We start from the raw sequence: 13,646 nt of genomic DNA on the forward strand, positions 1-13,646 counted from the left end.
ATGCGGGACGGATCCTACCAGGCGGACCTGTAGATCGCCAGAGCGTCGCTTTCGCCGACGTCGCGCGGATTGTTGACGAGCAGGCGTGTCTGCTTCATCGCGTCACGCGCCATGATCGGCAATTGATCCTCACCGATGCCGACCTCGCGCAGGTGCGACGGCAGGCCGAGTTTGGCGGACAGGGCCGCAAGCCGGTCGATGAAGGCCGCGCACCTTCCCTGGCTTCCCTGTTCCAGGACGAGATCGGGAAAGACGTCCGCGGCAATTTCCGCATAGAGAGACGCGGCTTCCGGCGCATTGAAGCGCAGCACATGCGGCAATACCAGCGCGTTGGAAAGACCGTGGGGAACATGAAAAATGCCGCCGATCGGATAAGCCAATGCGTGCACGGCGGCCACGGGGGAATTGGCAAACGCCTGGCCCGCCAGCATCGAGCCCAGCAGCATCGCCCCCCTCGCCTCGCGGTTCCCGCCGTCGAAGACCGCCTTCTCGATATTCGCGCCCAGCAGCCTGAGCGCCTCGCGGGCCAGCATTTTCGACAGTGGATTGTTGTTGGCGTTCCGTGACGCATAGGCCTCGATCGCATGCACCATGGCGTCGACGCCTGTCGCGGCGGTGATGTGTGCCGGCAGGCCGAGCGTCAGGTCGGCATCGAGGATGGCGATGTCGGGCAGGATGACCGGCGAGGAGACGCCACGCTTCTCGTCACCGCCGACGGTGATGATCGAGACCGGGGTGACCTCGGACCCCGTTCCCGCCGTCGTCGGCACCAGAACCAGCGGCAGGCGCGGCCCCTTAGCATTGCCGACGCCCCAGGCGCCGTCGATATCCTCACCAGACCCGCACAGCAGCGCAACCAGCTTGGCGACGTCGAGCGACGAACCGCCGCCGAAACCGATCACGCCCGTGACCCCTGCTCCCCTTGCCATGTCGACGGCCGCCTCGACGGTGGCGAGCGACGGGTCGGCCTCCACGGCATCGAATGTGGAAACGACCATTCCGGAAGCGGCAAGCGACCCCAGCGCCGGATCACACAGGCCAAGCGCCCTCAGGCCCGGATCGGTGACGAAGAGAACGCGCTCGCCAAACGTCTTGCGCACGAGATCGCCAATCTCCGCCGATGCACCGGGCCTGAAGACGATCTGCGACGTCGTGTTGAATATGAAAGGGGTCATGCATGTCTCCTCGCCGTGTCCTCATGCGCCCGGACCGCCACGCTCTCCCGCGGCCCGAAACGCAAAACGCCGTCCGCACTTTGCAGGCAGGACCGCGGTCCTTGCAATGGCGGATCGGCGCATATGCGATCGAAATCATCAGGAAGGGTCGACACGGCACGAGATCCGGCGCCGAGCCAGCATGCTGCGAAGTGCGGCGTCAGCCGGCGGCCAGTTGACGGGCGAGGTCGGAAACCGCTTCGAGCTTGGCGTTCGCATCGCCTGAGGCATAGGCCTTGTCGAGGGCAGCTGCGAAAGCCGACAGCCGCTCGAATTCCTTTTCGCCTTCGGAGCCGAGAATGGCCTGCTCGTAATGCTCGGTGGCCCAGCGATCCGCTTCGACGGCCAGCAGGAAATAGCCGACGGCATTGGCGGAATCTTCGGCTGCCATCTGGAAGGCCTTGTTCGCAACGATGCGGAAACCGTCGACGGAATGGCCCCGTTCCGGGATGACTTGAATGAGCTGCTGAAACATCGAGACTTCTTTCCTTCCGCCAGTTTGGGACGTCTGGCTTGCTGCAGGCTGGCAAAGATATCGATAGGCCACATCCGTCGCAAGCAGAAGGTCGTCCACTTCCATGGCCTCTTGCGGGTTGTGCGAACCGTTGCGGTTGCGGATGAAGATCATGCCGGCCGGCACGCCGCTCTGTGCGAATACGGCCGCGTCATGACCTCCCCCTGAAGGCATCAGCACGTAGGGGATGCCGGCGCTGTCCGCAACCCCTGCCATGGCCGCCGTGACGCGCGGCGAGCAATCGGCCGGCTCCGTCCACATGGCGTCACCGAGATCGAAACGCACCTCCCGCGCCTTCTCGATCTGTCCGATTTCCGCCAGCATCAGCTTGTGAAAGCGTTCCAGCACCGTCTTGCTCTGGCTGCGGACATCGAGGCTGAACTCCACCGTCTCCGGGATACGAGACAGCGCATGCGTCGCCTCGTTGGTGGAGACGACCCCGCTGGTGACGACCAGGTCGCCGCCCTCGTCGCAGATCTTCTTCCAGCTTTCGTCGATATGGCTCATCAGCTCCGCCATGGCGAGAACCGGATCGTGGCGATAGGCGCGCGGCACGGCGCCGGAATGGCCGCTTTCGCCGGTGCAGCGAATACGCTTGTAGCGGAAGTTGCCGCGAATGCCGGTGACGATCGCCACGGGCTTGTCCTGCTTGACGAGAACCGGACCCTGTTCGATGTGCAGTTCCAGATATTCGAGGATCGACGCGGTATCGATCAACGGCGTGCCGTCCCGGACCTTGCCCATGTCGAGGCCGGTCGCCTGCATGTGCGCCTCCAGGCTTCGGCCGTCCTTCCGGTGTTTCGCCGCAAGCTCGGAAGCCGAGAGTCGTCCGAGCAGGGCCTTCGAGCCGATATAGCAAGGCCCGAACCAGGCGCTCTCTTCGCCGCGCATGGCGATCACCTTCACCGGACGCGCAAACCGCTGGCCTTCGCGGCGGGCGCGGGTAAGGCAGACAAGCCCGGCGACGACGCCGGCGAGACCATCGAAATTGCCGCCCCGCGGCACGCTGTCGACATGCGAGCCGATCAGCGCGAACTGTTCGGCGCCCTCATCTTCCGGCAGCGAGACCATGAGATTGCGGCCGATGTCGTAGTGTGCGACCAGACCGGCCTCAAGCGCGGTCTCGCGCAGATATTCGAGCGTCTCCGTCTCCTTGTCGGAGAAGGCCGGACGGCTGACACCCTCCACATCCGCGCTCATGGTGGCGACGGTGTCGAGCAGCATTTCGGCGAAGGCCTTGTCCTCGTCAAGGACTGCCGCGGTATCGATCTCCTTCAAAATGCCCATCATGCATACTCCAGAACATTGGCGGCTTCCCGGCGCTGCGCCAGCATGCCGTTGACGCGTGAGACAGTCTCCCAACCTTCCGCATCGAGCCGCTCGTCGAGGCCGCGAATGAGGTCCGGCATGGCCATGGGATGGATGAAGCTGGCGGTTCCGACCTGAACGGCGGCCGCCCCGGCCATCAGGTATTCGAGCACGTCGTCGACCGTCGAAATGCCGCCGCAGCCGATCACCGGGATCGAGACGGCCCGCACGCATTGATAGGTGACGCGCAGCGAAATCGGCTTGAGCGCCGGCCCGGACAGTCCGCCCATGACATTGCCGAGCTTGAACTTACCGCTCTTCACGTCGATCGCCATGCCGAGCATGGTGTTGGTCGCGACAAGTGCATCGGCCCCCGCGTCTTCCGCGGCCCGGGCGATGTCCGCCGGTGCGCCGACATTGGGCGACAGCTTCGCCCAGATCGGCAGGTCGGTCGCCTTGCGCATGGCCGCGATCACCTTGTGGGTGGCCGTCGTGCTCATGGCAAAGGCATGGCCGTCGTCTTCAATGTTGGGGCAGGAAATATTGGCTTCGATCGCATCGACGCCGGCGACGCTGATGCGGCTGGCAAACTTTGCAAAGTCCTCGGCGGAATTGGCCGAAATGCTGACGACCAGCGGCGGCTTGAACGCCGAGAACTGCGGGATGATCCGATCGACGAGATAGTCGCCGCCCTTCGACGGGATACCGATGGAATTCAGCATGCCGTTCGGCAGCTCGCAGACCCGCGGGACCGGATTGCCGGCGCGCATATGCGGCGTGACCGTTTTCAATACCAGCGCGCCGAGAAGGTCGAAGTCGAAGATGTCGGCCATTTCGATGCCGAACGTGCCGGACGCCGGCATGATCGGGTTCTGCAGTTCCAGCGAGCCGATGCGTGTCCTCAGGTCAGCCATCACAATACCTCCGTAAGATTGAATACCGGTCCGTCGCGACAGACACGCAGATCCTGCGTCCTGCCGTCGCGCGAGAACGGCAGGACGCAGGCCTGGCAGACGCCGACGCCGCAGGCCATGTGCTGCTCCAGCGCCACCTCGCCGAAGATGCCGTGCGAGCTACTCACGCGCTTAAGCAGTGTCGTCAGGCGTTTCGAGCCGCAGGTGTAGAGGCCGTCGACTTTCTCTTCCGCGACGAGGCGTTCGATCAAAGCCTCGATGGCCCCCGTGCCGGAGTTTCCATCCGCATCCGTGACGGGGATGACCCGGACGCCCAGCGCCTCGAAGAGTTCGACCGACATCAGCAGGTCGGCCGAGCGGGCGCTGCAGATTGCCGTCGTCTTGACCCCGCGCTGCCGGAACGCACGGGCAAGAGGGGCGAGTGTGGCCAGCCCGACGCCGCGGGCGACGAGCAGTGGATGCGTCATGTCCTCGGGCAGCGTGAAGCCGACGCCGAGCGGACCGACAACGTCGAGGCCATCTCCGGCCCGAAGGCTTGCGAGCGACCGTGTTCCGGCGCCGGTGACCTTGTAGAGAAAGGAGAGTTCGCCGCGATCCCGGTCGAAACCGTAAATGCTCATCGGACGGCGGAAGAACGGCTGGTCGTCGCCCTCCGGCTCGCAGAGGAGATGAAAGAACTGGCCAGGCTCGCAATCCAGCAGCTCGTCGGGCGCGGAGACGACCAGGTACCGATACTGGCTGTTGACCGGATCATTGACCTTCACTTCGCAGGTCCGCTGATGCAGCGGGAATGCGGGACGGGACGACAATTCGTGATTGGTTTTCAACATGATGGAAACAGAAAGCCTATCCGCCACCCCGGTCGGGGCGGTCTCGTGAACTGAGATTTGATGGAAATGGTGAGCTTGGCCGCGCCTAGCGTCGTCGCTTCAAAGGCGCTGTCTCTGTCGGATCTGTCATCGTCGGCTCCCTGCTTTAGGAGTTAAAAACAGAGGATAACGACGTAATTCTCACTCGTCAATAAGATTCTCATTATTGAGAATAATGTGACAACTGTATCCGTATTGCGATGCGCCGACCCGAAGGTCAGCGCATCAACAGCGTCGGCAGGAAGAGCGAAATCTGCGGAACATAGGTAACGATCAGAAGCGCCACGAGGTTGGCGATGATGAACGGCCAGACCCCCGAGACGATCGTCGTGACCGGTTTCGACAAGGTCGAGGCGGCCACGAAAATATCGAGCCCGAAGGGTGGCGTGATCATGCCGAGACTGATGTTCAGCGTGACGATCATGCCGAGATGCACCGGATCGATGCCGAGCGCGGTCGCCGCCGGGAACAACGGCGGGATGAGGATCAGCAGCGCCGAATTCGGATCGATGAACATGCCGGCAATCAGGAACAGCACGTTGACGGCGATGAGGAACGTGATCGGCCCGGCATGGCTTTCGGCGAGGAAAGTGGTGATCGCCGCAGGAATCTGCGCCAACGTGATGAAGTAGGACAGGATGCTGCCGACCGCGAGCAGGATGAAGATGATCGAGGTGGAGATCGCCGCGCGTTCCGTCAGGCGGAAGAGCTTGGTGAAGGTCAGCGTACGGAACACCAGCCCCTCGATCAGCACCGCGTAGACGACGCTGGCGGCGGCCGCTTCGGTCGGCGTGAAGACACCGCTATAGATGCCCCCGAGAATGATGATCGGCATGCCGAGCGCCCAGCCAGCGCGGCGGACGGCGATCAGTCGCTCCTTCCACGACAGTTTCGGGCCGGGCGCGATGCCGGAACGGCGGCTTTCGATCGCCACCAGAACGGTGAAGGCAAGCGCCAGCACGACGCCGACCGACAGGCCGCCGATGAACAGCTTGGCGATCGACGTGCCGGTCATCCAGCCGTAAACGATGAAGGTGATGGATGGCGGAATGAGCAGTGCGGTTTCAGCACTCGATACGATGAGGCCCAGCGTGAAGCGCTCGCTGAAGCCCGCCTTGCGCATTTCCGGGTAGACCATGTTCGCCATGGCGGCAACGGTTGCCGGCGCCGAGCCCGAGACCGAGCCGAAAGCCATGGAACCGCCGATGGTCGTGTAGCCGAAGCCGCCGCGCAGATGGCCGAGAAAGGCGCCGATCAGGCCGGTCAGCCGGCTGGCGATCTGGCCGTCGCCCATCAGCTCGGCGGCGAAGATGAAGAACGGGATGGCAAGCAGCGTCTCGTGGTCGATGCCGCCGACCAGACGCTGGACGACGACCGGATCCGGCAACGTCGGATAGAAGGCGAACTTGACCAGCATGGCCGGGATCGCCAGCACCAGGAACATCTCAAAGCCGCAGACGAGAAGCACCACGGCAAGCAAGGCGATAAGCAGAAGGGTCAGCATGGATCAGTGTTCCCCGGCAGTGGCGCTGAAGCGGTCGAACCGGCCGAGGCCGCTCAAGAGAAACCGCAGGGCAAGCAGGCCGAACCCCACAGTGGGTGCGCCGTAAAGCCATGCGGTGGAGATTTCGAGGGTGGGATTGCGCTGTCCCATGGCGAGCACGAAAGTGCACATCTTCCAGCCCAGCCAGACCAGGTAGATGGACATCACGAAGCCGGTGAAGTCGATGATCTTGCGCAACGGCAGCCCGGTCTTCGCCGCGATCGCGTCGCGCCAGGAGTTGACGCTGACCTGGCGTCCGCGCTCAAGCGCCAGACCGGCCGTCAGGAAGACGAGATAGAGGTTGAGAAGCGACACCAGCTCTTCCAGCCAGCCGAAGTCGGAAGCGGCCGTCCCGCCGAACTCCCGCAGGAGAACGCTTCCGAAATAGAGACAGACCATCACGATGAAAATGGTCACGATGACCGTGCGTTCGATTCGGCGAAGCACATCGGCAATGCTCATGGGAAATCTCCATCTCAACCGTCACATGCGGTGGAGGATCTTAGCGGGATCTGGTGGCAGAGGTCACGTCGGATCTGACGTGTGCTGCCGGGCGCCCGGTTGAGCGCCCGGTCAGGCGGCAGGCTTACTGGCCGGCAACCTTCTTGTACTCGGCCTCATAGAGGTCGATCAGCTTCTGGCCTTCTTCGCCGGTCTGGGCGACATAGGCGTCCTTGGCGGCCGGATACATGATCTCGCGCAGCTTGGCCTTTTCCTCGTCGGAGGCGACCTTCACATCCACGCCGGCTTCCTTGATGGTCTCAAGCGCGGCCGTGACGGCAGCCTTCTTGTGGGCGACCAGTTCGGGAATGACTTCCTGGAAGGCGTCGGTGATGATCTTCTGGTCCTTCTCCGGCAGGCTCGACCAGAACGTCGGGTTGAAGAGGATGACGTCTTCCATCGCGCCGTGGTTCGAGACCAGCAGATACTTCTGGACCTCGTAGAACTTCATGTTCTTGATCGTATCCAACGGATTTTCCTCACCGTCGACGACGCCGGTCTGCAGCGAGGTGTAGAGTTCACCGAACGGGATCGGGTTGGCCTGTGCGCCAAGCGACTTGAACTGGTCGACGAGGATCTTCGAATCCATCACGCGGAACTTCTGGCCGGCGAAGTCTTCCGGCGTGCCGATCGGCTTGTTGGAGGTGAAGTTCTTCTTGCCGTTCGGCCACAGGCCGATGCAGGTCACGCCCTTGCTCGAGAAGCTGTCGCAAAGGGCCTTGCCGAACGGACCATTGGTCAGGTCCACGGACTTGGTGTCGTCATCGGGCAGCAGATAGGGAATGTCGAGAATGGAGATGGCCGGATTGAAGCCGCCGAGGAATGCCGCCGGAGAAATGGTGGCTTCGAGCGTGCCGAGCTGCACGCCTTCGGTCATTTCGCGCTGGGTGCCGAGCTGGCCTGCCGGATAGATCTGGAACTCAACCTCTCCGCCGGTGCGCTCCTTTACCAGTTCCGCCACCTTTTCCAGGGCGACGTTACGGCTCTGGGCGGCCGATTCCAGGTGGCCGATCTTGGCCACGAACTGGGCGGCGTGAGCTGCGGGCGCGAGCAATGCCGCGGCCACCGCCGAGGCGGCGAGCATGGAGGTAAAGGATGAAATCTTGAACATGCGACAGTCCCCTTTGCTGAACTTTTTATGTCGGAAAAAAGCCATCTAAGGACGGGGAAATCTCAAAGTCAATACTTTTCTCAAAAATGAGAATTGTCTTTCTTTCATCGCCGCTTCGTGTATTTTTACCAAAATTTGCCTGGTTGCAAGCGCCAGGTCTGGCATGGGGGAAATTAATGAGCGATGCCGAAAACTCGATCCGCGAAATCGGGCAACGCCTGAAGGCTTTCAGGATCGGCGCGGGGCTGACGCCGGAAGACCTGGCCAACCAGATCGGCATATCCCGGGCGGCGATCTATCGCTACGAGGCCGGCGCCACGCCGAAGGTCGACACGCTCGTCATGATCGCGGACAAGCTCGGCGTCACCCTGCCCAATCTTCTCGGCATCGGAACGGAATACATTCCGAATGCGGTCGGCTTCTTCGAACGGATGCGGCAGCTCGAAGAACAGGTCGACCAGATTCAGGTCCTGTTCGGCCCGGTCTCCTATCTCCTTACCACCGATCTCTACGACGAGTTCCTGAAGGAAGTGCTGGAAGAAAGCGTTCCCCTCGACGCGCCCTTCCGCGAAAAGTCGCTCGGCGAAATCAAGACGCTGATCGGCATCCTGCAGCAGCGCAAGGAGACCTATCGCCACCGCAAGCCCGCCGTCCTGAGCCTGATCTCCGCCGCCGAGCTGGAGCAGTTCGTCCGCGTCGGCTTCGTCGGCGCCTACGGCCTCTCCAACATCGACATCGCCAAGCGCCGGCGCGTTGCGCTCAATGAGGTGGAAAACATCGTCCGCATGCTGCGCGACCAACCGATCGGCACTCAGATCGGCCTCGTCGTCGATTCGATCCCCGGCTCGAGTTTCCAGCTGTTCCGCTCCGGCACGCATCGCACGCTGGCCGTCAGCCCGTTCAGGCTCGGCGCCTTCCCGAACGTCCGCATCGGCGTCGCCTCGGTCTCCTCGGCGCCCGAAGCGGTCTCCCTTCACGCGTCGATGACCGAAAGCCTCTGGCGGCGCAGCATGAAGGGCGAGGACGCCATCCGCATCCTCGAAGACAACATCATCACCCCGTACAAGTGACGATGCGAAAGACGGAGCGGCATGGGCCTATGTGCCGATACCGACGCGGCCCGTTTCCTGACCTATCGGTCACCCATTGGCAGGCTGAGCTCGATCCGCTCCAGGAGATCCGGCAGTTTCCAGATATGCGAGATCGTCAGGAGTGGCCGCTCGCGACGCAGTCGATGGCGGTGGCTGCGGCGTTTCGACCAGGCAAGGAAGATGCTGATCAGGCCGAAGCGGTTGGCGCCCAGTATGTCGCGTTCGAGATTGTTGCCGACCATGACGGTGCGCGCCCTGTCGGCCTCGTCGAGACGCAGGACGTCGCAGGCGGCGGCGAACATCTTCGCCGACGGCTTCAACTCGCCAATGTCGCCGGAGATGACATGCGCTTCGAAGAGGTCCCACAGGCCGTGGGTCTTCAGGATGTTTTCGAAAGTTGCCCGGGGACCGTCGGCAACCAGCGCCAGGCGATAGCCGCTGTCGGCAAGCTGATGGACGACCTCGCCGGCGCCGGGAATGAGGTCCGCCTTCACCACTACCTCGCTGCCGCCGATCTTTTCTTCCGTCGCTTCGTCGGCAAGCGTATCGCCGCAATCGAGAAACACTGCGGCGAGATGCGGGATCGTCCCTTTGAGCGACGCAGCGATCGCGGTCACCCGCTTCGGGATCCAGCCTTCGAGAACCGGCCAGGGCACCAGCACCATGCCGTCGCCGTCATCGCTGCTGCGGCTGAAGATCCATGTCGGGCGGAAGGCATCGCGCTTCATCTTCAGCCGGGCCAGACGCCGCTCCAGGGCGGTCGCCGACAAGAGACCGCGATCGGAAAAACGGTTGGAGAGATGAATGCCGTATTCGCCGGCCATCGCACCGCACATGGCCTCAATCAGCACGCCCGATTTCGCGCGCATCTCGGCGCCGTCGGCCCAGTGGGCATGTTTGCCGGGTTCGCTATAAAGCTCGGGACGCCCTCCCCTCACGGGCAGCGAGCCGTCCGGCCGGACCATGCTGCGCCGCGACCCATGACGCGACGCCTCGACCCTGGTCACAGCGCCGTCATGGCCGACATGAACCCAGACGTGTTCGAGATCGTAGAGATGCTGGATGTCCCAGTCATACCAGACGGCATATTCGATCACGCAGGCGCCGTCTGGCACCATGCGGAACTTAGAGGAGACCGACTGCGCCTCGCCGCGATAGACCGTGTAGCCTGCCGCCAGCGCCGCATAGGGCTCATTCTCATCCAGCAGCAGAATTGGCGCATACTGGCGAGCCAGCGCGTAATCGGCATCGCTTGCCAGACCGGTGAGATCGGCGAGCGGCGCTCCGACAAAATCCGTAGTTGTCATACCTCGGCAACCCCGACGAGATCGAGGCTCTCGGCGTGGTGACAGCGGACCTGACGGCCGTTCGGCATGGCGCGCAGTTCCGGCACTTCGCCGCGGCACTTGTCGTCCGCATAGGCGCAGCGCGGATGGAAGGGGCAGCCGGTCGGAATGTTCATCGCGTCGGAGATCTCGCCTTTCAGCGGCACCCGCTTGCGCGTCCGGTTGCCGCGCGGATCGGGCTGCGGCACGGCGGCAAGCAAGGCCTCGGTATAAGGATGCATCGGCTTGGCGAACATATCCTCGGTCGAACCGACTTCCATCAGCCGGCCGAGATACATGACGCCGACGCGGTCGGAGATATGCTCGACCATGCCGAGATCGTGAGTGATGAAGAGGTAGGTGAGCCCCAACTTCTCCTGCAGGTCCTGCATCAGGTTGATGTTCTGCGCGGCAACCGACACGTCGAGGGCCGAAACGGCCTCGTCGGCGGCGATGAAGCTCGGATTGAGCGCGAGCGCGCGGGCAATGCCGATGCGCTGGCGCTGGCCACCGGAAAAGGCGTGCGGATAGCGCATCACATATTCGGGGCGCAGGCCGACGAGCCCCAAGAGCTCCTGCACGCGGTCCTTGATCTCTGCCGCGGTGCCGGCGCCGTGGATGACCAGCGGTTCGCCGACGAGGTCGAGCAGCGTCATGCGCGGATTGAGCGAGGAATAGGGATCCTGAAAGATCATCTGCATTTCGCGGCGGATCTCGCGCATCTCGCGATCGCCGAGCCGGGTGATGTCGACCACCTCGCCGCTGTTGCGGCGAAACAGGATCTCGCCACCCGTCAGGTCATAGGCTCTCAAAATCAGCCGGGCGATCGACGATTTGCCGGAGCCGCTTTCGCCGACGAGGCCGAAGGTCTCGCCCTTGCGGATATCGAAGCTGATGTCGTCGACGGCCTTGACGGTGCCGACCTCGCGGTTGAACCAGCCTTGCGTGACGGGGAAATACTTCTTCGCCGCGCGGACGGAAATCAGCGTGCTGTCGTCCATGGTCGGCGTGGTGGTGGGGGCGTTCATTGGGCGGCCTCCTCGACTGCGATCTTGCCGGCGAAATGGCACCGCGCGCGCTGGCCGTCCGGAAAGGCGATGTCCGGCGGCGTCTCGACATTGCAGATGCCGTCGACCGCATGCAGACAGCGCGGGTGGAAGGAACAGCCGGGCGGAACATTGTAGGGGTCCGGCACCATGCCGGAGATGGTGCGCAAGCGCCGCCCCTGGCTTTTGCCGAGCCGCGGGATCGATTGCAGCAGTGCCTGGGTATAGGGGTGCTTGGGCTCGTAGAAGATCTCGTCGACCGTTCCGGTCTCGACCACGCGGCCGAGATACATGACAGCCACCCGGTCAGCGATATCGGCCACCACCCCGAAATTGTGGGTGATGAAGACGATCGCCATGTTGAGCTCCTGCTGGAGCGACTTCAACAGTTCGAGGATCTGCGCCTCGGTGGTGACGTCGAGCGCGGTTGTCGGCTCGTCGGCGATCAACAGAACGGGGTCGCAGGCGAGCGCCAGTGCGATCATGGCGCGCTGCCGCATGCCCCCCGACAGGTGATGCGGGTACCGATCGACGATGTCCTGCGGACGCGGCATCTGCACGCGGGTCAGTAGCTCGATGGCGCGTTCCCGCGCCTGCGCCTTCGACACCTTGCGGTGGAGCATGACTGTGCGGGCGATCTGCGTGCCGATCGTGTGGACCGGAGAGAGCGCCGTCATCGGCTCCTGGAAGACCATGCCGATCTCGCCACCGCGCAATTCCCGCATCGTCCGCGACTGCCGGCCTTCCGCCGAAATCAGGATTTCATCGCCGTTCGACCGGCGGAAGCGGATCGTGCCGCTGGCATCGATCGCATTCTTCGGCTGCAGCCGCATGATGGAGCGGGCGGTCACCGACTTGCCGGAACCGCTTTCGCCGACGATGCCCAGCACCTCGCCGCGATTGACGTGATAAGTCACGCCGTTGACGGCCTTCACGAGGCCTTCGCGGGTGGGAAAATGCACGCCGACATTGTCGAGTTCGATCAACCGTTCCGGCGGCATCGGGGCGAGCGGGAGTTTCGGATTGGACATGGCTATTGCTCCCTTCACTGGCCGTACGGATCGGCGGCATCGCGCAATCCGTCACCGATGAAGTTGAATGCGAGAACGACGAGGACCACGGCAATGCCGGGCGACAACAGCCAGGGTGCGAGCGAGATGCTGCGCAGGTTCTGCGCGTCCTGCAGCAGCACGCCCCAGCTGACGACCGGCGGACGGAGGCCGAGGCCGAGGAAGCTCAGCGCGGTTTCGCCGAGGATCATTTCCGGCACCGCGAGCGTCAGCGCGGCGATGATGTAGCTCGTCATGGCCGGCAGCATGTGCCGCGTGACGATGCGGAATTCTGATGCGCCCGAGAGACGCGCGGCCAGCACATAGTCTTCCGTCTTCAGTGAGAAGAACCGGCCACGCACGACGCGGGCGAGATGAGTCCAGCCGATCAGCGACAGGATGATCGTGATCAGGACGTAGACGAACAGCGGATCCCAGGCGATCGGCAGCGCTGCGGCAAGGCCCATCCACAACGGGATCGTCGGGATCGAGCGTATGAACTCCATCAGGCGCTGGATCATCGCATCGAGCCAGCCGCCGTAATAGCCGGATATGGCACCGAGCGTCAGGCCGAGCACGAAGGAGAAGGCGACACCGATCAGGCCGGCCGAAAGCGTGACGCGGGCGCCGTAGATCAGCCGCGTGAACAGGTCGCGGCCAAGCGAATCCGTTCCCAGCAGATTGATCTTCTGCTTGCGGTCATTGACGCCGAAGAGATGGATGTCGGCATCGAACAGGCCGAGGAAGCTGTACTCCTCACCCTTCACGAAGAACTCGATGGGAAGGACCTTCGACTGGTCCTCCTTGTAGATCACCCGTGCGGTCTCCAGGTCACGCGTGCGCTTCAAGGCATAGATGAACGGCCGCTGCAGCTCGCCCTCATGGAAGAGGCGCACGACGCTCGGCGGCGCGAAGGTGTTGAGCTTGCTCAGCGAAAACGGCTGATAGGGCGCAACGAAATCGGCAAACACCGCCAGCGCGCTCAGGATGATCATGAACCACAGGGAAACGACCGCCAGCTTGTGCTTGCGGAAGCGCCACCAGATCAGCTGGCGCGGTTTGGCGGTATAGAGATTTTCCTCCTTCGCGGCCGCCTTCGGGGCGAGCGGCGGAGCGGCGGGAAGCGTGCCGTGGTCGGCGAGCGATTGAACGTCGGTCATG

The 13,646-nt window shown here is 63.2% G+C and carries 12 protein-coding genes; 1 reads left to right on the forward strand and 11 read right to left on the reverse strand.

Features of this window, described 5'->3' with window-relative positions; translation table 11 throughout:
- Positions 1-14: 14 nt before the first annotated feature.
- From NN662_RS19675 to NN662_RS19705, 7 genes are all read right to left on the reverse strand, one after another.
- Complete coding sequence (locus NN662_RS19675; protein WP_261932117.1) at positions 15-1,175, reverse strand: iron-containing alcohol dehydrogenase; 1,161 nt, start codon at positions 1,173-1,175, stop codon at positions 15-17.
- Positions 1,176-1,374: 199 nt separating this feature from the next.
- On the reverse strand, positions 1,375-3,018 hold the full coding sequence (locus tag NN662_RS19680) for a hydantoinase/carbamoylase family amidase (RefSeq protein WP_261932118.1): 1,644 nt from the start codon (positions 3,016-3,018) through the stop codon (positions 1,375-1,377).
- Positions 3,015-3,950 carry a dihydroorotate dehydrogenase gene (locus NN662_RS19685; protein WP_261932119.1) on the reverse strand — a complete coding sequence of 312 codons (936 nt, stop codon included), beginning with the start codon at positions 3,948-3,950 and terminating at the stop codon, positions 3,015-3,017. Before NN662_RS19685 ends, NN662_RS19680 begins: the two co-directional genes overlap by 4 nt.
- Positions 3,950-4,780 (reverse strand): dihydroorotate dehydrogenase electron transfer subunit, encoded by an 831-nt coding sequence (locus tag NN662_RS19690; protein WP_261932120.1) that lies wholly within the window; start codon positions 4,778-4,780, stop codon positions 3,950-3,952. The genes NN662_RS19685 and NN662_RS19690 overlap by 1 nt, the downstream gene beginning before the upstream one ends.
- A 256-nt stretch (positions 4,781-5,036) precedes the next feature.
- A complete protein-coding gene (locus tag NN662_RS19695; RefSeq protein ID WP_261932121.1) occupies positions 5,037-6,323 on the reverse strand; it encodes a TRAP transporter large permease in 1,287 nt (428 codons plus the stop codon).
- Positions 6,324-6,326: 3 nt separating this feature from the next.
- Positions 6,327-6,824, reverse strand: coding sequence for a TRAP transporter small permease (locus tag NN662_RS19700; protein WP_261932122.1), 498 nt, complete (start codon positions 6,822-6,824; stop codon positions 6,327-6,329).
- A 124-nt stretch (positions 6,825-6,948) separates the two neighbouring features.
- On the reverse strand, positions 6,949-7,974 hold the full coding sequence (locus NN662_RS19705) for a TRAP transporter substrate-binding protein (protein WP_261932123.1): 1,026 nt from the start codon (positions 7,972-7,974) through the stop codon (positions 6,949-6,951).
- Between the two features lie 176 nt (positions 7,975-8,150).
- Between NN662_RS19705 and NN662_RS19710 the strand changes: the two genes are divergently transcribed.
- Entirely contained in the window at positions 8,151-9,044 is an 894-nt protein-coding gene (locus tag NN662_RS19710) for a helix-turn-helix domain-containing protein (protein WP_261932124.1), read from the forward strand.
- Positions 9,045-9,106: 62 nt separating this feature from the next.
- On the opposite strand, the gene NN662_RS19715 is transcribed toward NN662_RS19710, so the two are convergent.
- From NN662_RS19715 to NN662_RS19730, 4 genes are read right to left on the reverse strand one after another with little or no spacing between them, the layout of a single operon-like run.
- Positions 9,107-10,372 (reverse strand): HAD family hydrolase, encoded by a 1,266-nt coding sequence (locus tag NN662_RS19715; protein WP_261932125.1) that lies wholly within the window; start codon positions 10,370-10,372, stop codon positions 9,107-9,109.
- A complete protein-coding gene (locus NN662_RS19720; RefSeq protein ID WP_410010993.1) occupies positions 10,369-11,418 on the reverse strand; it encodes an ABC transporter ATP-binding protein in 1,050 nt (349 codons plus the stop codon). Before NN662_RS19720 ends, NN662_RS19715 begins: the two co-directional genes overlap by 4 nt.
- Positions 11,415-12,467, reverse strand: a complete 1,053-nt coding sequence (locus NN662_RS19725; protein ID WP_261932126.1) for an ABC transporter ATP-binding protein — start codon at positions 12,465-12,467, stop codon at positions 11,415-11,417. The genes NN662_RS19720 and NN662_RS19725 overlap by 4 nt, the downstream gene beginning before the upstream one ends.
- A 14-nt stretch (positions 12,468-12,481) precedes the next feature.
- Complete coding sequence (locus tag NN662_RS19730) at positions 12,482-13,645, reverse strand: ABC transporter permease (protein WP_261932127.1); 1,164 nt, start codon at positions 13,643-13,645, stop codon at positions 12,482-12,484.
- Between the last annotated feature and the right edge of the window lies 1 nt (position 13,646).

The sequence above is a fragment of the Rhizobium sp. NRK18 genome, assembly GCF_024385575.1.
Taxonomy (GTDB): domain Bacteria; phylum Pseudomonadota; class Alphaproteobacteria; order Rhizobiales; family Rhizobiaceae; genus JANFMV01.